Annotated in this window: 22 protein-coding genes and 1 pseudogene; 16 read left to right on the forward strand and 7 right to left on the reverse strand. The window is 64.1% G+C overall.

Annotation, left to right across the window (positions count from 1 at the left end):
- Positions 1–183 precede the first annotated feature (183 nt).
- Positions 184–1,328, reverse strand: a protein-coding gene (locus tag L0966_RS18190) for an IS3 family transposase (protein WP_234053401.1) whose coding sequence is annotated in 2 segments (ribosomal slippage) — positions 184–1,064 and positions 1,064–1,328 — 1,146 coding nt in all. Because the reading frame shifts where the segments join, the coding sequence is not laid out codon by codon here.
- On the opposite strand from L0966_RS18190, the gene L0966_RS18195 reads away from it, so the two are divergent.
- From L0966_RS18195 to L0966_RS18270, 16 genes are all read left to right on the forward strand, one after another.
- A complete protein-coding gene (locus L0966_RS18195) occupies positions 1,311–1,568 on the forward strand; it encodes a helix-turn-helix transcriptional regulator (protein ID WP_234053402.1) in 258 nt (85 codons plus the stop codon). The two genes, L0966_RS18190 and L0966_RS18195, sit on opposite strands and share 18 nt — an antisense overlap.
- Positions 1,569–1,748: 180 nt before the next feature.
- Positions 1,749–2,048, forward strand: a complete 300-nt coding sequence (locus tag L0966_RS18200) for a DNA -binding domain-containing protein (protein ID WP_255684128.1) — start codon at positions 1,749–1,751, stop codon at positions 2,046–2,048.
- 167 nt (positions 2,049–2,215) lie between these two features.
- The gene (locus tag L0966_RS18205; protein ID WP_234053406.1) at positions 2,216–2,539 is read left to right on the forward strand and encodes a transcriptional regulator domain-containing protein; all 324 of its coding nucleotides are present in this window, start codon (positions 2,216–2,218) and stop codon (positions 2,537–2,539) included.
- The gene (locus tag L0966_RS18210; RefSeq protein ID WP_234053407.1) at positions 2,529–3,011 is read left to right on the forward strand and encodes a DUF2285 domain-containing protein; all 483 of its coding nucleotides are present in this window, start codon (positions 2,529–2,531) and stop codon (positions 3,009–3,011) included. Before L0966_RS18205 ends, L0966_RS18210 begins: the two co-directional genes overlap by 11 nt.
- A 168-nt stretch (positions 3,012–3,179) precedes the next feature.
- A complete protein-coding gene (locus L0966_RS18215; RefSeq protein WP_234053408.1) occupies positions 3,180–3,422 on the forward strand; it encodes an AlpA family transcriptional regulator in 243 nt (80 codons plus the stop codon).
- 16 nt (positions 3,423–3,438) lie between these two features.
- A complete protein-coding gene (locus L0966_RS18220) occupies positions 3,439–4,302 on the forward strand; it encodes a replication initiator protein A (RefSeq protein WP_234053409.1) in 864 nt (287 codons plus the stop codon).
- A 296-nt stretch (positions 4,303–4,598) separates the two neighbouring features.
- Complete coding sequence (locus L0966_RS18225; RefSeq protein ID WP_234053410.1) at positions 4,599–4,787, forward strand: hypothetical protein; 189 nt, start codon at positions 4,599–4,601, stop codon at positions 4,785–4,787.
- Entirely contained in the window at positions 4,784–5,278 is a 495-nt protein-coding gene (locus L0966_RS18230) for a DUF2840 domain-containing protein (RefSeq protein WP_234053411.1), read from the forward strand. The genes L0966_RS18225 and L0966_RS18230 overlap by 4 nt, the downstream gene beginning before the upstream one ends.
- A complete protein-coding gene (locus L0966_RS18235) occupies positions 5,275–5,835 on the forward strand; it encodes a S26 family signal peptidase (RefSeq protein WP_234053412.1) in 561 nt (186 codons plus the stop codon). Before L0966_RS18230 ends, L0966_RS18235 begins: the two co-directional genes overlap by 4 nt.
- Before the next feature lie 36 nt (positions 5,836–5,871).
- Positions 5,872–6,198 (forward strand): DUF736 domain-containing protein, encoded by a 327-nt coding sequence (locus L0966_RS18240; RefSeq protein ID WP_234053413.1) that lies wholly within the window; start codon positions 5,872–5,874, stop codon positions 6,196–6,198.
- 47 nt (positions 6,199–6,245) lie between these two features.
- Entirely contained in the window at positions 6,246–7,193 is a 948-nt protein-coding gene (locus L0966_RS18245; RefSeq protein ID WP_234053414.1) for a lytic transglycosylase domain-containing protein, read from the forward strand.
- A gap of 240 nt (positions 7,194–7,433) precedes the next feature.
- Complete coding sequence (locus tag L0966_RS18250; RefSeq protein WP_234053415.1) at positions 7,434–9,170, forward strand: VirD2 family relaxase/mobilization nuclease; 1,737 nt, start codon at positions 7,434–7,436, stop codon at positions 9,168–9,170.
- A 70-nt stretch (positions 9,171–9,240) separates the two neighbouring features.
- Positions 9,241–9,495, forward strand: coding sequence for a type II toxin-antitoxin system prevent-host-death family antitoxin (locus tag L0966_RS18255; protein WP_234053416.1), 255 nt, complete (start codon positions 9,241–9,243; stop codon positions 9,493–9,495).
- Positions 9,492–9,914: a type II toxin-antitoxin system VapC family toxin gene (locus tag L0966_RS18260; RefSeq protein WP_234053417.1), complete on the forward strand. Its 423-nt coding sequence runs from the start codon at positions 9,492–9,494 to the stop codon at positions 9,912–9,914. Before L0966_RS18255 ends, L0966_RS18260 begins: the two co-directional genes overlap by 4 nt.
- A 202-nt stretch (positions 9,915–10,116) precedes the next feature.
- Entirely contained in the window at positions 10,117–12,132 is a 2,016-nt protein-coding gene (locus L0966_RS18265; RefSeq protein ID WP_234053419.1) for a conjugal transfer protein TraG, read from the forward strand.
- A 3-nt stretch (positions 12,133–12,135) separates the two neighbouring features.
- The gene (locus L0966_RS18270) at positions 12,136–12,555 is read left to right on the forward strand and encodes a ribbon-helix-helix protein, CopG family (protein ID WP_234053421.1); all 420 of its coding nucleotides are present in this window, start codon (positions 12,136–12,138) and stop codon (positions 12,553–12,555) included.
- A 120-nt stretch (positions 12,556–12,675) separates the two neighbouring features.
- On the opposite strand, the pseudogene kdpA reads toward L0966_RS18270, so the two are convergent.
- The 6 genes and pseudogenes from kdpA to L0966_RS18300 all read right to left on the reverse strand — a co-directional run.
- A pseudogene (gene kdpA / locus L0966_RS18275) lies at positions 12,676–14,229 on the reverse strand (potassium-transporting ATPase subunit KdpA); the annotation flags it as partial.
- A gap of 218 nt (positions 14,230–14,447) precedes the next feature.
- Entirely contained in the window at positions 14,448–16,973 is a 2,526-nt protein-coding gene (gene secD / locus L0966_RS18280) for a protein translocase subunit SecD (RefSeq protein WP_234053422.1), read from the reverse strand.
- Positions 16,974–17,444: 471 nt separating this feature from the next.
- Positions 17,445–17,744, reverse strand: a complete 300-nt coding sequence (locus L0966_RS18285; protein ID WP_234053423.1) for a hypothetical protein — start codon at positions 17,742–17,744, stop codon at positions 17,445–17,447.
- A gap of 258 nt (positions 17,745–18,002) precedes the next feature.
- Positions 18,003–18,293 carry a hypothetical protein gene (locus tag L0966_RS18290; protein WP_234053424.1) on the reverse strand — a complete coding sequence of 97 codons (291 nt, stop codon included), beginning with the start codon at positions 18,291–18,293 and terminating at the stop codon, positions 18,003–18,005.
- Positions 18,294–18,301: 8 nt separating this feature from the next.
- Positions 18,302–18,598 (reverse strand): hypothetical protein, encoded by a 297-nt coding sequence (locus tag L0966_RS18295; RefSeq protein WP_234053425.1) that lies wholly within the window; start codon positions 18,596–18,598, stop codon positions 18,302–18,304.
- Between the two features lie 497 nt (positions 18,599–19,095).
- Positions 19,096–19,341, reverse strand: a complete 246-nt coding sequence (locus tag L0966_RS18300; RefSeq protein ID WP_234053426.1) for a DUF2188 domain-containing protein — start codon at positions 19,339–19,341, stop codon at positions 19,096–19,098.
- Positions 19,342–19,436 lie beyond the last annotated feature (95 nt).

Raw genomic sequence — 19,436 nt, forward strand, 5'->3', positions numbered from 1 at the left:
TGCCCGGCTCGCAAAACCCACGCACTGTTGTCCCAACAGGCATGGCGCCGATCCGAATCCCTAGTATATTGGGTGGAAAGGATGCGAGGCGGCCGGCGACTTCTCCCGCATGGAACTGCGGGAGCGAGTGGCGAGAAACCTGCGCCGCCTTGGCCTGCCCCGATTGAGTGGTCCAGTTTAATCCTAATGCATTGTCGGCCTTAGTGCGGGGTTTGATGTTGCCGGTGGCGGCACGATGACGGCCGGCGCCGGCGGTTTGTAGCCGAGCGAGGAATGAGGCCGCTCAGTGTTGTAATGCTGCCGCCAACTCTCGATGACGATCCTGGCCTCGGCAAGGCTGTAGAAGATCTCGCCATCGAGGAGTTCGTCGCGGAGCTTGGAATTGAAGCTCTCGCAATAGCCATTCTCCCACGGCGAGCCCGGCTCGATGAAGGCCGTCCTGGCCCCGACTGCGGCAATCCAGTCCCGGACGGCGGTGGCGATGAACTCCGGGCCGTTGTCTGAACGAACATGCCCCGGCACGCCCCGCAGCACGAATAGGTCCGTCAGAACGTCGATGACGGCGGTCGAGTTGAGCCTCCGGTCGATGCGGATGGCCAAGCATTCCCGGGTATATTCGTCGATAACGTTCAACATGCGGAACTTTCGGCCATTGTGAGTGCGATCCTCGACGAAGTCGTAGGACCAGACGTGGTTGGGATATTCCGGCCGCAGCCGCACGCAGGACCCGTCATTGAGCCAGAGCCGGCCTTTCTTCGGTTGCTTGTGCGGCACCTTGAGCCCCTCCCGCCGCCAGATCCGCTCCACCCGCTTGACGTTCACCGCCCACCCGGCGGCGTGCAGCAAGGCCGTGATCCGGCGATAGCCATAGCGTCCGTACCGGGTGGCGAGTTCGACGATGTCCGCGGTCAGGGCCGCCTCGTCGGCACGACCCACCGGCACCTTGCGTTGGGTCGATCGATGTTGCCCCAAAACCCGGCAGGCCAGCCGTTCCGACACGCCGAGCTTGCTCACGACGTGTGCGACGCAGCGACGGCGCCGGGCGGGGCTCAGAAGTTTCCCGCCGCAGCTTCCTTCAGTATCAGCTTCTCGAGCGTCAGATCCGAGACCGCCTTGCGCAGCCGCTCGTTCTCCTTCTCGAGTTCCTTCAGCCTCTTGACCTGGTCGCTCTTCAGCCCGCCAAACTCCTTGCGCCAGCGGTAATACGTGAACGCCGTCACCCCGATCGCCCTGATCGCTTCGGCAACGGGGCGCCCCTGCGACACCAGAACGTCGACCTGCCGAAGCTTCGCGACGATCTCTTCCGGTTTGTGCTTCTTCTGCGCCATTGCGCCATCCTCCAAAGGCCCGAAAGCCTACTTCACGGAGGACCACTTTTCAGGGGGCAGGCCAGCCTGAGACAGGAAAAATCCATCTCTCAGGAGGAGCTGGCCCATCGTGCCCAGATCAATCGCAACTATGTGGGCATGCTGGAGCGGGAGGAATATGCCGCCACCGTGGACATGCTGGAAAAGCTCGCAACAGCTCTCGACGTGGACCCGATCGAGTTCATGCGCTCCGACAAGTGATGGGTTTGTAGCATCTGCCGGATTCGACTCCAGGATTTCGGTGGCTGCGCTGGTTGCGCCTTTTGTCAGAACCGGAGGGGAACGCTGGGCCTTGCCCCGCTGGAGGCATGGCGTCATTCCAAATTCGAGGTATCCCGTCCGTTGCCAGACGGTTGCGCGCTGGTCCGGCTCCGCTAGGGTTTGAGAGCGGCGGGTGAAGCACGGGGAACAGCCGCGATGAGCAAGCCGACCTTCCAGGAGAGCCCGCCTCTCACCGCGCGGGTGAACGCCTATGACGAGGCGCATCTCGCCACCTATCTCCGCCTTCTCGACGCCGCCGAGGAAGGCGTCGACTGGCGTGAGGTGGCCCGCATCGTGTTCGGCCTCGATGTCGAGGCCGACCCCGCCCGCGCGAAGCGTATCCACGACAGCCATCTCGCCCGCGCCCGCTGGATGACGGAGCACGGCTATCCGCACCTGCGCGAACCACGGATGCAGTAAGGGGGCGTCCGATTCCTGCTGGGGGCGTTAAGCCAGGTGTTACCTGGCAACCATAGATTGTTCAGCCGGCCAAGCATTACCCATTCCAATTTTCCGTCTTCCTGCACTCGTGCTCGCCTCGATACTCGAATCAGGCCGAAGGCACGAACGAAGCAGGAGGCAACGGCATGACGTCGCTGCAGGACTGGCGCTCGCCGCAATTCGAGGAGGAGTTGCGCTGTCTCGATCGCGGCGGCATCAGCTTCGAGTTTCTCCGCCGCAACCCGCAGTACCGACGGGACTATGCCCATACGCTGGCGGCCATCGAAAGCGGGAGCACAACATCGGCCGAAGCCATGAAACGCTTCTCCCGCCGCTGGGGGCTCGCGTTTCCCGGCCGACCCCGCTGCATCGGCCCTGACTGCCCGTCCCGTCTGGAGCGCGAGCCGCTACCCTGCCGTGGTCATTGTCACGGCGCCGCCGGAGAGCCTTGCGCCTTCTTTGCGTCCTGATCGACAGACCCTCTCGTTCCTCGGCCCGTCGGCGGGCGATGGCCTCTATGCCGTCGTGGAGGACGACGAAGGTGCTCACCAGGTCTGGCTGCCCGATGGCGATGCACCCACCACGATGGCTGCCCTCATTCCCTTTGATGCCCATTTCCTGTGGCGCGTGCGCAGCGCCACACGCTTCAAGCGGCGGATGGACGGCAAGCTTGCCGGCCCATGGCCACGCGAGCAGCGCCTGTCTCCCCTCCAGCTCCGCCAGGCTGCCCTCATGCTGCGGGCGTGGGACGGGACAGCATCCGGAGCCTCGCGGCGCGAGGTCGCCAGCCTTCTCCTTAACCGCGATGTCGAAAGCTTACGCGCCCTCGACTGGAAGAACGCGCCGGAGCGCCGTCGTCTCGCCCGTCTCCTGAAGGTTGCCCGCGAGACGATCGACGGCGGTTATCTGGGCTGGCTCACCCCTCGCAGTCGCCGCCGCTGAGGCCATCCGGTCCACCGCCGTCATCGTGCGCTACGAGCCTCCATTCCCCGTGCCGGCAGGGGGACATTTCTGCCTGCCTCCACCTTTGTCACTCCCCCGGATCGCCGCGCCTTCGCCATCGTCGCTTTCGATCCGCCGTTGTGGCGGCGACCGCGATGGAGGCGCGCGATGCAGGACAAGACCGACAGCAACTGGCCGCGCTTCGTGCGCACGCCGGAGGCCGCCCGCCTCCTCGACCTGTCGCCCCGCACCCTGGAGAAGCACCGCTGCGACGGCACCGGGCCGGTCTATCACAAGCTCGGTGGCCGGGTGGTCTATGCGGTCGCTGACCTCCAGGCCTGGATCGAGGCCAGCGCACGGCAGTCCACCTCGCAAGCCGCCGCCGGCCATTCGGCCGCGGCGGCGCGCTGATCCGGGGTCGCGTCCCATGTCCATGCGCCGCACCATCGACGGCCGGCAGCTGGAACTGTTCCGGGCGCGCTCCGGCGACATCGCCGCCCGCGACGCGCAGGACCTGATGAGCTGGCCCTTCTTCTCCCTCGCCAAATCCCGCCGGGTGACGCCCATCGACTTCCGCATGGGCGAGGTGTCGATCCGTGTTGAGGCCACTGCCGAGCACGGCATGGCCACTATCTGGGATGCTGACGTCCTGATCTGGGCGGCCTCGCAGATCGTCGATGCCCGCGACCGGGGCCTCGCCACCTCGCGGCTGATGGCGGCCACACCCTATGAGATCCTGGCGTTCATCGGCCGGACCGATTCCGGCCTGAACTACGATCGGCTGAAGGCGGCGCTGGATCGGCTGCAATCCACCACTGTCGCCACCTCGATCCGCCAGCCCGTCGAACGGCGGCGCCATCGCTTCTCATGGATCAACGAGTGGAAGGAGCGCCTGGACGAGACGGGTCGTCCCCGCGGCATCGAGCTGATCCTGCCCGACTGGTTCTATGCGGGCGTCCTCCATGACGACCTGATCCTGACCATCGACCGGGACTATTTCCGTCTGACAGGTGGCCTGGAGCGCTGGCTGTACCGGCTCGTGCGCAAGCATGGCGGCCGCCAAAGCGGAGGCTGGAGCTTCGAGGTCGCGCACCTTCACCTGAAGTCCGGCAGCCTCGCCCCCCTGCGGCGCTTCCGCTTCGAGCTTCGCGCCATCGTCCGTCGCCAGTCGCTGCCCGGCTATCACCTGGCGCTCGTTGCCGATCCCGACGGACGGGAGCGGCTGACCTTCCGGCCCACGCGCGCCGCCTGGATCGGAACAACGCGGAAACTCGAGCAGGGCACGCGATGAAGGAGCCTCGCCCGACAGCCTGGGCCCGCCGCTGTGGATGGGCTGTGGATGCGCCCGTTCCATCGGGAACGCCAATTCCCGACCTTCCGGGAACGCGATCCCCGATCTATCGGGAACGCTCGCCCTCTCCAAATCTTTGGCACAACAGGTGGAATCCTGCCCCCTCTAACAGTGCTAACAAGGAATCCTTCGGATTCCTGCTAACGCGGCCACACGATTTCGCACATCGGGGACAACCGGACACCGGACGCGCCGGTTCGGCGACGGGCTCGGGTCACCCCTGGAGGATCGCCCCCATGACGATCCTCAGCGGCAACTGCCGCATCCTTGGACCCGATTCCACTCCCTTCGACCTGGCCCTCACCCAAGCTTGCCAGCTCTCGTGCCGCCGCTCTCTCGGCTGCCAGATCAACCTCGGCATGGCGGCATGGACGCGGGCGCGCCTCACGGCTGGGCGGCCCTTTGCCAAAGGAGTGCAGCGATGACGATACCCCTCACATCCGATGACGGATCGAACAGCCATACGTTCGTTCACCTGACCTGGCACGAGAAGCATATCGAGCATTGGATCCGCTTTGGCCGGATCGCCGGAGAGCAGCATCTCGATCGGCACCGGCGGATCGTCTCGTTCGCGCCAAGCAGCATCTTCGCCTGCGTGCGCTGGGCCGGCAACGCGCACGGCACGATCACATCGCGCATCGACATCGTGCGCGCGTCGGTGCCGGGAGAGCCCTGCCAGACGCTGCCGTTCGTGCGTCCCGGCGGCGACATCCTTCTACGCATAGCGGGCTGGCCGAAGGTCGAGTTGGTGCTGGGAGCGATCGACAGCATCGAGGCCATGGGGATTGAGCCGGCCGACGTCGCCCCCGACCACTGGCGGCACATCCACACCCGCATCGTTGTCAACGAGCCGTTCCGCACCTACACGCGCGAGCAGCACCGCGCCTGGCTGCGCCGCCGCGGGCTGCTGTCGTGACCCGCCGTGCTCTGACGCTCGCCGCCATGCTCGCCGGCGTGACCCTCGTCGTCGCCCCGGCATGGAGCCGACCCGACATCCGCTTCGTGTGGAATGCCTCGGCCAGCGTGCCGGTTGGGCTCTACCGGATCGTGCCCGGCGCCACCGTCGACGTCACCGACCTTGCCGTGGTGATGCCGCCCGCGGAACTGGCCGGCTTCCTCGACGCGCGCGGTTACCTGCCGCGCGGCCTGCCCCTCGTCAAGCGGGTGCTGGCGCTGAGCGGAACCGAAGTCTGCCGCACCGGCGCAGACATCATTGCCTACGGCATGGCTTACGGGCGGGCGTGGGAGCGCGACAGGCGGAGCCGCCCGCTGCCCGTCTGGCAGGGCTGCCGGACGCTGCGCAAGGACGAAGCCTTCTTCATGAACTGGGACAGCCCGGACAGCTTCGACAGCCGGTACTTCGGGCCGCTGCCCCTTTCCACCGTGGTGGGCCGGGCGATCCCGCTCTGGACCACCCACGACCCCGATCCGGCCACGGAGGCTTTCCGCGTGCCGGTCCCCGACGCGCCGTGACGGCGCGTTCCTCCCACCTGAGAAAGGCTCCCCCCAATGCCCCAGATCGGCACCTTCACCCGCAACTCGGATGGCTTCTTCGACCGCGTCCGCACGCTGACCCTTGACGTCGAGGTGGCCATCTTGCCCGCTGACGGATCGAATGCAGAGAATACGCCTGACCACCGCGTCTTCTTCGACGGGCTGGAGGTGGGTGCCGCCTGGGATCGCACCGGCGAGAAGGCCGGAACCTATCTCTCGCTGTCCATCGACGACCCGTCCTTCGCCGAGCCGCTACGCGCCCAGTTGTTCGAGTCCGACACCAGGAAGGATACCTGGACCCTACACTGGTCGCGCCGGGCAAAGCGCGATGGCGAGGGGTGACAGGCATGCGCCGCCGCCACTCCCGTGATCCGTCAGGTTCAATCCCCTTGATCGGTCGAACGACGATCAATCCCCTCGACCCGATCGCCCATAGGGCGGCCGTCGCGCGCAGCGGAGGTCAAGGGCGGCGGCGTGTTTTCTGGAAGGCGGACCCATCGTCCGATGCGGCCCGTCTGGAAAACGTCGGCCACCGGCGCAGCCTTGCCCTGGACCGGAGCGAGCACGATGGCAGGCTGATGGCGCATCGGGACGGCGGGACCTGCGCTGCCAGCCTGACGCTCATGACGCTGTTCGTGGCCTGCGTCCTGATCGCAGGCCTGCCGTCGGAGGCAACGGCTGAGCCACCTGCGGCTCGCCCATCGGCTGCCACGGTATTGTCCGATCCCTGGGCCGCTCCCATCGCCGAGGCGGCCGAGCGCTTCGCCATCCCCGAGCGCTGGATTCGCGCTGTGATGATGGAGAACGGCGGCGATCCGGCCAGGCTCTCGCCCCGTGGAGCCATCGGCCTGATGCAGATCATGCCCGACACCTGGGCGGCGCTGCGCGAGAAATACGACCTCGGCGACGACCCATGGGAGCCGCGCGCCAACATCTTCGCCGGCACCGCGTTGTTGCGGCAGATGCACGATCGCTACGGCACCGTCGACGCGATGCTCGCCGCCTACCATGCCGGGACCGTGCGCTACGACGAACACCGCAAGAGCGGCCGCGCGCTGCCCGCGGAGGCCGTCGCATACTTCGCGAAGATCGCGCCGATGATCGGCGACGTGACGGCGGAACGACCCGCTCCTGTCCATGACGAGGAGCCGTCATGGCAAGGCGCGGCGCTGTTCGTCACGCGCCCCGCCGTCACCGGCAACGACCCTTCTGCGGCGGTCTATCCGCCCTCCGCTCGACCTCCGAACAACCCCGTAGTCGTCGATCTGTCTGCGTTCGTGCCGCGGTCCGATGACCTATTCGTGCGCGCACCGGCATCGGAAGGGAAACGGCGATGAACTGCGTGTTTTTTCGTACTGTGGAGCAGGCAATCGCAAGCATTGTGGAACACTGCGGGGCAGCAGAAGAAGCGACCGACGGATGGCAGGATAGAAGGTCGCACATCGCGGCTCGGTCGGTTTGGGGTCGTTCCTGGATTTGCAGGGATTTTCCGCACATCGCGGCGCAGAACTGCGATGTGGTCCCCTTGAAAATATCGAACAAGTTCAAAGAAATCTGCACATCTTACAGGGGCCGGCATGACCCGTGACGACAATTTCCGCGTCCGGCCCGGCCGCATCCGCTCATCACGCGCCCAGCGGGCAAAGCCTTTTGTCGCCCAGGCCCTCGCCGCCGCTCAGAAGGCCGGCGGGCGCATCTCCCGCGCCGGCAAGATCACCTCCGGTTCAGGCTCCCGCTTCGGGCGCGGCCGCACCGCCAGCGTGCGCGCCAACCGCCTCATCACCAGCCGTTCGCGCGGCGCCGTCGTCAAGGCCCGCGTGGTCTGGCACACCGCCCGGTCCACGCCGCTCGCCGCCCATCTTGTCTATCTGCGCCGCGAGGGTGTCACGCGCGACGGTGAGAAGGCGCGCATGTTCGGTCCCGACACCGACGAGGCCGACGTCAAGGACTTCGGGGAAAGCTGCCAGGACGACCGCCACCATTTCCGCTTCATCGTCTCCCCCGACGACGCCGTGGAGATGTCGGATCTCAGGAGCTTCACCCGGGATCTCATGGCGCAGGTGGAGGAGGATCTCGGTACGAAGCTCGACTGGGTGGCGGTCGACCACTGGAACACGGAGCATCCCCACGTCCACGTGATCCTGCGCGGCCGCGCCGACGACGGCCGGGATCTTGTCATCGCCCGTGACTACATCAAGGAGGGGATGCGCAGCCGCGCGCAGGATCTCGTCACCCAGGACCTCGGCCCGCGGACCGACCACGATATCCGCCATGCCCTCGAACGCCAGATCGAGGCCGAGCGCTGGACCCAGGTTGACCGCCAGCTCAAGCATGATGCAGACCGCAGCGGCCTTGTCGACCTTGCGCCGGCACCCGACCGGAAGCCGGACGCGTACCTCGCCTTGAAGGTGGGCCGGCTGCGCAAGCTCGAAAGCTTTGGCCTTGCCGAGGCCGTCTCCCCCGGCCGCTGGATCATCGTCGAGGAGGCCGAAGCCACCTTGCGCGAGCTGGGCGAGCGCGGCGACATCATCAAGCGGATGCACCACGCGCTCACCGAGCGGGGAATCGAACGGGGACTGACGGACTACGTCCTGTCCGGGGAGATCCACCGGGAGCCGATCATCGGCCGCCTCGTCGATCGCGGTCTTGACGACGAGCTCCGCGGCACCGCTTTTGCCGTGGTGGACGGCATCGACGGCCGTACCCATCACATCCGCTTCTCCGACCTCGATGCTGCCGGCGACAGCGCCCCCGGCTCCGTCGTCGAGCTGCGCCGCTACGAGGACACCGAGGGCCGCACCCGCACCGCGCTCGCTGTCCGCTCGGACCTCTCCATCGAGGCGCAGGTGACGGCGACCGGTGCCACCTGGCTCGACCGCCGGCTCGTCACCCGAGATCCGGCGCACCTCGGTGGTGGCTTCGGCCTGGAGGTGCAGCAGGCCATGGCGGCCCGCACCGATCACCTTGTCTCCGAGGGCTTCGCCCGGCGCGAGGGCCAGCGCATCGTCTTCGCCCGCAACCTCCTCACGACGCTGCGCGAGCGCGAACTGAATGCCCTCGGCCAGAGGCTCGCCGGCGAGATGGGGGCGCCCTTCCAGAAGGTAGCTGCCGACGAGTATGTCGCCGGCACCTACCGGCAGCGCTTCGCCCTCGCCTCCGGCCGCTTCGCGCTAATCGGCGGCGGGCTGGGCTTCCAGCTCGTACCCTGGACGCCGTCCATCGAGAAATATATCGGTCAGGAAATCTCCGGCGTCGCCCGCGCCGATGGCGGCATCGACTGGTCGTTCGGGCGCAAGCGCGGGCTGGGGTTGTGAATGGCCGCAGCAGGCTTGCGCTCCAGATGCGTTCTCCCTATGTAGGTAACTACCTACATGGAGGTGCGCCATGACCCTCACAACCCTGTCCAGCCGCGAGCTGAACCACGACGTCAGCAGCGCCAAGAAGGCGGCGCAGAAGGGCCCGGTCATCATCACCGACCGCGGCAAGCCTTCCCATGTGCTGATGACCTGGGACGAGTTCCGACGGCTGACCGGCCGGCGTCGCAGCCTCGCCGAGGCGCTTTCCATGCCCGGCCTGTCGGACATCGACTTCGAGCCCGCCCGCGTCCAGATTGCCCCGCGAAGCGTCGACCTGTCGTGAGCTGGCTGCTGGACACCAACGTCGTCTCTGAGTTGCGCAAGCTCGGGGACGGCAAGGCGGACGCCAACGTCGTGGCGTGGATCGAGGCGGAGGACGTGGAGAGCTTCTTCATCTCGGCCATCACGATCCTCGAGCTGGAACGCGGGGTGCTCGGCATCCAGCGCCGCGACGGCGCGCAAGGCGCCCGTCTGAGGGCCTGGCTCGACACCCACGTCCGGCCCGGCTTCGCCGGCCGGATCCTGCCGGTGGACGATGCCGTCGCGACCCGCTGCGCGCATCTGCATGTTCCCGACCGGCGCAACGAAGCCGATGCCCTGATCGCCGCCACGGCCCTCGTCCACGGCATGGCCGTCGCCACGCGCAACGTCCGGGACTTCGAGGGCACAGGCGTCGTCGTGGTCAATCCCTGGCGGGGGTAAGCTTCCGATCAGATGCGATGATCCGGCCATCGCCGCCGCCCGGCACATCAGCTACCAGACTTCAAGGGATTCGACTCACCGCATTGCACAAGTTCTTTCCGCAACCATTTCGCCCCGCTGCGATCCGCCGCCGCCCCACCATTGCAAGCTGCCCGTCATCTGTCGTTCCTCGCTCTGTCGAGCGCAAGGGAGCCCCGCCGCCGTGTCCGCCAGCCGTGTCCTGTGGGGCCAGATCGCCGTCGTGTGCTCCATCGTGGTTGCCGCCGTCTGGGGCGCGACGCAGTGGACCGCGTGGCGGCTCGGCTTCCAGATGCAGCTCGGCGCGCCCTGGTTCGAGCTGGCTGGCCTGCCCCTCTACCCGCCGCCTGCAATCTTCTGGTGGTGGTATCTCTACGACGCCTATGCGCCCGGCATCTTCCTGGAAGGCGCCGCCATCGCCGCCTCCGGCGGCCTTCTCGGCGCCGCCGTGGCCATCCTCATGTCCATCATGCGGGCGCGGGTGGCGCCGGATGCGCGCACCTTCGGCTCCGCCCGCTGGGCCGAACGGGAGGAGATCGAAGCCGCCGGCCTCCTTGGTGCCGACGGCGTGGTGCTCGGCCGCCATGAGCGCGACTACCTCCGCCACGACGGCGCCGAGCATGTCCTGTGCTTCGCGCCCACCAGATCAGGCAAGGGCGTCGGCCTCGTCGTGCCCACGCTCCTCACCTGGCCGGGAAGCGCGATCGTCCACGACATCAAGGGCGAAAACTGGGAGCTGACCGCCGGCCTGCGCTCTCGCATCGGCTGCGTGCTCCGGTTCGATCCCACCAACCCGGCCTCCGATGCCTACAACCCGCTGCTGGAGGTGCGCAAAGGAGAGAGCGAGGTGCGGGACGTCCAGAACATCGCCGACGTGCTGGTCGATCCGGAGGGCTCGCTCGAAAAGCGGAACCACTGGGAGAAGACCTCCCATGCTTTGCTTGTCGGCGCCATCCTGCACGTGCTCCATGCCGAGCCCGACAAGACCCTGGGCGGCGTCGCCGCCTTCCTCTCCGATCCGCGCCGCTCCATCGAGGCGACGCTCAACGCCATGATGGCGACGCCCCATCTCGGCGAGAACGGGCCGCACCCGGTGGTGGCCAGCAGCGCCCGCGAGCTGCTCAACAAGTCCGACAACGAACGGTCCGGCGTCCTGAGCACGGCTATGTCCTTCCTGGGGCTGTACCGCGACCCGGTGGTCGCCGCCGTCACCGGCCGCTGCGACTGGCGCATCGCCGACATCATGTCGGGGGAGACACCGGCGACGCTCTACCTGGTCGTCCCGCCCTCCGACATCTCTCGCACTCGGCCGCTGGTGCGCCTCCTTCTCAATCAGATCGGCCGCCGCCTCACCGAGGACCTGCACGCCAACGACAAGGCCCATCGCCTGCTGCTGATGCTCGACGAGTTTCCGAGCCTCGGCCGGCTGGACTTCTTCGAGTCGGCGCTCGCCTTCCTCGCCGGCTACCGGATCAAGGCGTTCCTCATCTCCCAGTCTTTGAACCAGATCGAGCGTTCATACGGCGCCAACAACGCCATCCTAGACAATTGCCACGTCAGGGTGTGCTTCTCCACGAACGATGAGCGCACGGCCAAAAGGGTGAGCGATGCGCTGGGCACCGCCACCGAGACACGGACCATGCAGAACTATGCCGGCCACCGCCTCGCCCCCTGGCTCGGCCACCTCATGATCTCGCGCTCGGAAACCGCTCGTCCCCTGCTGACCCCCGGCGAGATCATGCAGCTCCCGCCCGACGAGGAGATCGTGATGGTGGCCGGCAGCCCGCCGATCCGGGCAAGGAAGGCACGCTACTATGAGGATGTGCGCTTTCGGGAGCGCCTGCTCCCCGTGCCTGCGGCCCGCAATGCCGCCGAGCCCACGAGGCCTGACGACTGGTCGGCATTGCCTCCGATCGTCCCGTCGGCGCGCGCTGCCATCGCCACAGAGCCCCTCGATTCCGCCGCCTCTGGAGCATCGAAGCCCGACGACGAGCCGGCCAGTTCCGGCCTGCGCCGCGAACCCGGCCTTGAGCCACACAAGGACATCGCGCCGGAGCCGCCACGGTCCACTATCAATGAATTCGATCCCGATGCCGATGCATCCGAACACGATGCCGTCGCCGGCCGCGCCGTCATCCGCACCATGCGGCTCATGGCGCGGCAGGCCGCTTTGGACCCCGGCGACGGCATGGAGCTGTGAGCCATGAGCGAACGCCACGACAAAAAGGCCCGGCTGTCCGTCTATCTCGATCCGGACCTCATGCGCCTTCTGGCGGATTTCGCCGACCGGCGTGGGCAGTCCCGCTCCCTCATCGCCGAGGCGGCCATTGCCTCCTTCCTCTCGCCTGATGCCGACGAGCGGCAGGAGGCCGCGCTCGCCAAGCGACTCGACCGGATCGACCGCAACCTCCAGCGTCTGGAGCGCGACATAGGCATCTCCAACGAGGCCTTCGCCGTGTTCATCCGCGCTTGGCTGACCTCCACCGCGCAGCTCCCCGAGACTACCCAGGCTGCCGCCCGCGCCAAGGGTGGGGAACGCTACGACAAATTCATGGAAGCGCTCGGCCGCCGCCTTGCCAAGGGGCCACGGCTCCGCCAGGAGGTGCTTGAAGACATGACCTGAGTGGCTACACAGTGGGGCCTCAGGAATGCTGCTACCTTCTCACCCGTCTTGCTCTCCTTGGGCCCCCATCGTCACAGCCTATCTGAATCCGCCGAGAATGCCTCGACATTGCGTGGCTCCTCAAGGCCCGTCAACACCGCGGAAATGCTCGGAAAGCGGGCCCATGGCAAGCGAAGGCAGAAAGCCAAGGGCCACCAGAACGATGATCGTCGAAAGCAGCAGCAGGGCGAACGTTGGCGTATCTGTGGGGAGCGAACCGGCTGACGTCTGCTTTCGGTTCTGTTCCACGAGATGACCCGCTAAAGCCAATGCAAGCGCAGCAGGACCGAGGCGTCCGACGAGCATCGCAAGCCCCGTCGTCATATTGTAGAAGATGCTATTCGCGCTCAACCCGGCAAAGTTCTGCCCGTTGTTCGCGAATGAGCTTGCGTACGCGAACAGGATTCCCGTGAAGCCGTGCGCCCCGTCGTTGGTCGTAAGTCCGGTGCGACCCCAATCTGTCGCAACCGCGATGGCGGTCAGGCTCAGGACGCAGGCACTGCCGATGATCATGTATAGAGCCGCCAGCTTCATCTCGGGGGCGCCGATCTGCTTGCCAAGATAGGTGGGCGTGCGCCCGATCATCAGGCCTCCGATAAAGGCGCAGAGGAGCACCATCATCACCATGCCGCAGAGGCCCGTACCCAGCCCTCCGAAGACGATCTCCCCCAGAAGCATGTTGACCAGCGGGACCATGCCGCCGATGGCGCTGTAGCTGTCGTGCATGGAATTGTAGGAGCCGGTGGCGCCATTGGACGTGGTGACGGCCGCGAGCACGGAACCATGGATGCCGAACCGGACTTCCTTGCCCTCCATGTTGCCGCCCGCCAATCCACCACCCGCCTGCTCTGCCCATCCACAGGCGATGAGCCCGCCGATGAACAGAAGCACCATCACGCCATAGAGCATCCATCCCTGCCGCGGTTGGCCTGTCATCCGGCCAAAGGTGTAGGTGAGAGCCGCGGGCACGATGGCGATCATCCACATTTCCAGGAGATTGGTTAGCGCGGTCGGGTTTTCATAGGGGTGAGCCCCGTTGGTGTTGAAGAATCCACCACCGTTCGTTCCGAGGTTCTTGATCGCCTCAAACGCCGCGACGGGCCCGTGCGCGATGATCTGAGCCCCGCCTTCGAGAGTCGCGGCATGCACATAGGGGGCGAAATTCATCGGTACGCCCTGCCAGACCAAGATCAGGCCGCCGATGATCGACGACGGCAGGAGGATCCACAGCACGGCGCGCGTCACGTCCACCCAGAAATTGCCGAGCGCGTTGGTATTCTGGCGGGCGAAGCCGCGGATGAAAGCGATCCCAACGGCAAGGCCCGCGGCGGCTCCGAGAAAGTTCTGCGCAGCAAGGCCAGCCATTTGCGAGAGGTAGCTCATGGTCGTCTCGCCGCCATAAGCCTGCCACGTGGTGGTCGTGGCGAAGCTGATGGCGGTGTTCGCTGCCAAGTCGGCGGTCATCGGAGTGGTCAGATGGTCGGAATCGTACCATGGCAGTTGCTGCTGCATCAGAAGAATGGCCGCGAGCAGCACGGCACCGACGCCCGTAAAAATCACAAAGGCGGCGAGATACTGCTTCCAATCCATTTCTGCAGGGCGATCAACGCCACAGAGGCGATAGAGCAGGCTCTCGACGGGGCGAAGGGCGAAATAGAGTCAGGTCTTCTGATGGTCGAACACGCGGAATACATAAAGCCCGACCGGTTTGACGCAGAGGCTCACGACCACCAGAAACAACGCATATTGAAGAAGGTGCGAGAGATGCACGATCTCAGCTCCATGTTTCAGCCCAACCGTTCATCGGAAGCCGCGGGCCGGGCTCTTGACGCGCTTTCCCAGATCCGGCGCGCTCATGTCTTCGCCGGCCTGACAACCCCCGCGCTCGACCGTGTTTCGTTGCGCCGACGCCACCAGTCGCCGAGGAAAAGCAGGATGGGTGCGGCGATGAAGATGGACGAGCTGGTAGCGACGACAATGCCGAATACCAGCGGGACGGCGAAGTTGGCGACCGCGCTGCCACCCCACACCGCCATGGGCAGCATGCAAAGGAAGCTCGCGAACGAGGTGTAGATGCACCGGGTGAGCACCTGATTGATGCTGAGATCGATCAGTTCACGAAGCGGCATGCGTTTGTAAAGCCGCAGATTTTCCCGCATGCGGTCATAAACGACTACCTTGTCGTTGACCGAGTAGCCGATGATCGTCAGCAGCGCGGCGATGGCGGTGAGATTGAAGTCGATGCCCAACAGCGCGAAGAACCCGATGGTCTTCGTTACGTCGAGGGCCAGGGTCACGATAGCGCCCACAGCGAAGTTCCACTCGAAGCGCCACCATATGTACGCCACCATGGCGAGGCATGCGAACAGAACCGCGAGAACACCCGATTGCGCGAGTTCCCCGCTGACCTTCGGTCCGACGATGTCGGTGCGCTCGAAGTGGGCATCCGGAGCGATCTGGAAGATCTCGCTCTTGACCTTATCCACTGCTGCGAGCTGCGCGGCCTCGCCGCCCTCTTGGCGCTGAAGGCGAACAAGAATGTTGCGGTCGCCACCGACGTTCTGAAGCGTCACCTCGCCGAGGTCCAGCGCGCCCAGCCGCGCCCGCAGCGCACTCAGGTCCGCGGGCTGCGGCGTGACCATCTCCATCTGGATCCCGCCCTTGAAGTCGATGCCGTAGTTGAGCCCGGGGATCACGAACAGGACCAGGGATGCCACCGATAGAAATGCCGACACCGCAATGCCGAGGAAGCGCGCTTTCATGAAGGAGACATGGGTGCCCTCCGGCACCAGGCGGAAGAGCGGCTCCATGTGGATGGTCTTCATCCGGCGACGGCGCACGACTTCCTGCATCAGCACACGGACGACCGTGACGGCGGTGAACATGGAGATGCAGACTCCCAGACCCATGGTGACGGCAAAGCCACGCACCGGCCCAGACCCGAAGGCGAACAAGAGAGTGGTGACGATAAGAGCCGTGACATTGGCATCGACGATGGTCGAGTAAGCGTGGCGAAAGCCATGGTCGAGCGCGGCGAAGGCGCTCGCGCCCTTGCGGCTCTCCTCCCGGATCCGTTCGTTGATGAGGATGTTGGCATCCACGGCGAGGCCGATCCCGAGAATGATGCCGGCGATCCCCGGCAGCGTGAGAGTGGCGCCGAGCAAGCTCAGGGCTCCGATTGTCAGGATCACATTGAGGCCCAGCGCCACGTTCACGATGAGGCCCCAGCCGCGATAAAGAACGAACATGAGCGCGGCAACCAACGCAAAGCCCGCGATGCCGGTGACGAGCCCCATCCGGATGACATCGCCGCCGAGGTCGGGACCCACCGTGCGCTCCTCGATCACGGTAAGCGGAGCTGGCAGCGCGCCAGCCCGCAAGAGGGCGGAAAGAACCACCGTGTCCTCGACGGTGAAATGACCGCTGATCTGGCCCGAGCCGCCGGTGATAGGCTCGCGGATGACGGGCGCCGCAAGCACCTTGCCGTCGAGCACGATGGCAAAGGGACGGCCGACCTCGGCCGTGGTGATTTCGGAGAACTGCCGGGCGCCAACGCTATCAAAGCGGAAGGAGACAATGGGCTCCCCTGTGTGCGCGTCAAAGCCGGCCCGAGCATCCGCGAGGCGCTCGCCGCTTAACGCCACACGGTCCTCCACCGGATACTGCGCCGCGCCTTTGGAATCCGGCAGCAGTGACACGCCGCGCGGCAGAGCGTCCGTCGAACCCGCGTTGGCAACCATCTGGAACGTCAGCCGAGCGGTGCTGCCCAGCAGCGCCCGCAGCCGCGAGGGATCCTGAAGGCCGGGGAGTTGAACGAGCAGCCGATCCGGCCCGACACGTTGGATCGTCGGCTCGCTGACGCCGACCTGATCCACGCGCTGGCGCACGATCTCCATGCTCTGCTGCAGCGCCGCGGAGAGCCGGTCCCTTAGCCCCGCCTCCGTGAGCGCGATCTGAATCTGCCGACCGGTACTCGATATCTCGAGGTCCCGTTCTGAGGCGGCCGGACCGCTGGCGGGCGAGGTCAAGCTGCGCAACGCGGCGGTGGCGCGCTCCCGGCTTGCGTCGTCCTGCAGGGCGATGACAACCGCCTCCGGTGCGGTCCGCACTGACTGGAAGGGGATTTTTTCCGAACGGAGGAGACCACGCACGTCATCCTGCAGCGCCCGGAGACGATCCCGTTTCAGGGCCGCCCCATCGACCTCCAACACGAGGTGCGCCCCGCCACGCAGATCGAGGCCGAGCGCGATCTGCCGGCCCGGCAGCCAGCTCGGCCACGCCTCAAGTTGCCGGGATGAAAGAATGTTGGGTAGTGCTGCGAACAAACCGAACACGATAATGGCAAGATAGGCCACCAGAACCCAGCGTGATGTTCGCATAGTTTGTCTCGCAACAGCCATTTTTTAGCCAGCAAAGACGACCTATGCCGCGATGCGTGGCCCGTTTGAAGAACTTGTCTTGCTTTCTCGAAGGCGGCCATTCCCGAGTGACGCATCATTGATCGATGTCATCCGGGCCCGTATCAATCGGATACGATGGATATACGCTTCATGTGGAAGGCATCTTGTGCAGCGATCTTCAGGCAATCCCGCGTTGCCAAGATGCTCTTCGTTCCTTTTTGTTCGCTTCTCGCTCGCGGACTCGCGGATCATTTCGACTCTGGGCCGACTCGGTCGTCGTTCCCGCTTCCTGGTTTCGTCCGGGAGGCCTTTCGTTCGGATCGTGAACCCATCGCTCGCCCCGACTGGCGATGTTGTCGGTTATCCGCTTATCCAAGTCTTGCAGAAAACTTCGAAGTGCATTCCAGATCATGGCCGCCTCCATGGCGGTGGTTGAACACCTGCAAGGCATCAAACCGAGTTCGACACACAGGTGTCGTCGGGAGACAAATGCCGTGCGCTGAGATTCATCAGTTCCATCGTGATTCTGCCGTCCGGCAGGTGGATGTAGAAGCGATAAGAGCCACACCGCTCGCCTTTGAGCCGCGCCGCTTTCATCGCGTCCTCACGCGACGCATAGGCCGTGTCGTGCCACTCACCTTCCCGGCGGACGCACCAAGTCCCGTCAAGCTTTTGAAAGGCCCAAAGAACCACAGGCCGACGAGGATTGCTATTCTGTGGCTGCCCTTCAACGCGCACCGCATGTTCCATTTGCGCACCTTCTTTCTGTCTCAACTATATGTCGATGCCGTGTAGGAATTCCAGATTTGATGGCCGGACGATAAATAAATAAAACATAAAAATCCTTGCCTCGATCATCGCGCGTGGGAAACTCAAGTGTGGTGCTTGAATGCTTCCGCACAATTCTCGATGTTGGTGTACTCTTTTTATGCGCTTAATCGACGCCTGTTGGCGATGGGTGGACAATATAAATTTAGATCTCTAAGAGGTTTTTCCTCCACTCAGATGTCATGAAGGCAAAATTGCAGCGGAAAAAGTCGATACCGCGTGTAGCACTCCCGCCAACGACCCGAGCCAAAATGCTTCGTCCCAAAAATTTAACGCATAACTTCTGACACGCTCTCTCCGAAAGAAGGCAAAACACATCGAAATAAACGCGTATGCAGAGACCCACCAAGCCAGTGAATGAATCACATTTCGAGAATTTGTTGCTAAGATGATAATGATGGCGACAAGCAGCTTGAAGCCGATACGCCAAAGTATTTCACAGAGGGTATTGCGCTCGCGCTGGGGAGACATGGCTATTCCTAGGCTTTCCCCTGTCCGCTACGATCTCGGGCCAGGATCATGCGGACAAAAGTGCCGGTCCATTTCGATTGCCCGTAGCACGGCATGCCGCGGTAATTGAGTAATGTTGCGATCTCGGTAGGATCTGCCGTTCGCGTGCTAGCGTATTCCCGCAGCAGTGGCAGGATGTCTGTAATGAAGCCGTTGAGTTGGCGGATGTGAGCATCGCTGGCACTGTTGAGACTGGCGCCGTGGTCTTCGATCGAACCGAAGCAGGGGTGACGCTCGCCGATCATGAATTGTGAATGGGGATACATCGTTTCATCCCGGCTACGGTTGCCAGATGAGGCTCGTGAGCACGTAAAATCCAATCAAGTTTTATTTATCAGTTATATATCGAATTCAATTCTCTAAAATTAATAATATATATTGCTTTAGAAATGATTATGGAAGAAGCATACGATGCGCTATCTTCAGAGCCTGGGAGATGGCGACTAGCCAAAGGACTTCGTCCCAATGCGTGAGTGAGGTCATCTGGAAGCGTATACCGCCAAGCAATGCGAGAATTGCCGTGATCCCGGCGTAGAGTGACAGCCAAGCGGACGTCACTAACATATAGCTGGATTGTCCGAGCAGAGAAATGGCCATAGCAAGGCACAGCTTGAAGCTAAATCTTGCGATCGTTTGGCGCGAGATGCTGTCGAGGCACGCTGTCATGTTGGCCGTTTAGAGATCAAAGAGATTAGTAAAGTGTTATCTTCGCGAGAAATTTCCGCATCGGTTAAGCATGTGGTGATGTTCTGCAGCGCTGAGGTTAGTCAGACCAAATGAAGCGACCATCGCGGAGTTGAATGTAGATTCGAAAATATCCAAGCGCGTCCCCCTTTTTGCGTGCGGATTCAACGGCTTCTTGACGCGAAGATTGCGGGGTTTCTCCCATCACATCGCCTTCGGTGCGCACATACCAGCGAGAATCATAGCCGCGAAAAACCCAAAGTACGGCGGCTCCATCGGCGAGCGGCCGCGGGAGGTTCCCGCGTATGAGATTGGCATTGGACATATCGATAACCTCCGTGTGAAGGTAGAATACGCCAATAAAAATAAAAAAACAATATTTAGAAATCAACAGAAAAATAAATAGTTATAAAAGTGCGA

It is taken from the genome of Xanthobacter sp. NM-59, from assembly GCF_021401125.1.
Classification (GTDB): Bacteria; Pseudomonadota; Alphaproteobacteria; order Rhizobiales; family Xanthobacteraceae; genus Xanthobacter.

Coding starts and splice junctions, on each gene's coding strand:
- L0966_RS18205 (WP_234053406.1), top strand. CDS start 2,216: ATGACGTCGCTGCAGGACTGGCGCTCGCCGCAATTCGAGGAGGAGTTG.
- L0966_RS18215 (WP_234053408.1), top strand. CDS start 3,180: ATGCAGGACAAGACCGACAGCAACTGGCCGCGCTTCGTGCGCACGCCG.
- L0966_RS18220 (WP_234053409.1), top strand. CDS start 3,439: ATGTCCATGCGCCGCACCATCGACGGCCGGCAGCTGGAACTGTTCCGG.
- L0966_RS18225 (WP_234053410.1), top strand. CDS start 4,599: ATGACGATCCTCAGCGGCAACTGCCGCATCCTTGGACCCGATTCCACT.
- L0966_RS18230 (WP_234053411.1), top strand. CDS start 4,784: ATGACGATACCCCTCACATCCGATGACGGATCGAACAGCCATACGTTC.
- L0966_RS18240 (WP_234053413.1), top strand. CDS start 5,872: ATGCCCCAGATCGGCACCTTCACCCGCAACTCGGATGGCTTCTTCGAC.
- L0966_RS18250 (WP_234053415.1), top strand. CDS start 7,434: ATGACCCGTGACGACAATTTCCGCGTCCGGCCCGGCCGCATCCGCTCA.
- L0966_RS18255 (WP_234053416.1), top strand. CDS start 9,241: ATGACCCTCACAACCCTGTCCAGCCGCGAGCTGAACCACGACGTCAGC.
- L0966_RS18270 (WP_234053421.1), top strand. CDS start 12,136: ATGAGCGAACGCCACGACAAAAAGGCCCGGCTGTCCGTCTATCTCGAT.
- secD (WP_234053422.1), bottom strand. CDS start 16,973: ATGCGAACATCACGCTGGGTTCTGGTGGCCTATCTTGCCATTATCGTG.
- L0966_RS18285 (WP_234053423.1), bottom strand. CDS start 17,744: ATGGAACATGCGGTGCGCGTTGAAGGGCAGCCACAGAATAGCAATCCT.
- L0966_RS18290 (WP_234053424.1), bottom strand. CDS start 18,293: ATGTCTCCCCAGCGCGAGCGCAATACCCTCTGTGAAATACTTTGGCGT.
- L0966_RS18295 (WP_234053425.1), bottom strand. CDS start 18,598: ATGTATCCCCATTCACAATTCATGATCGGCGAGCGTCACCCCTGCTTC.
- L0966_RS18300 (WP_234053426.1), bottom strand. CDS start 19,341: ATGTCCAATGCCAATCTCATACGCGGGAACCTCCCGCGGCCGCTCGCC.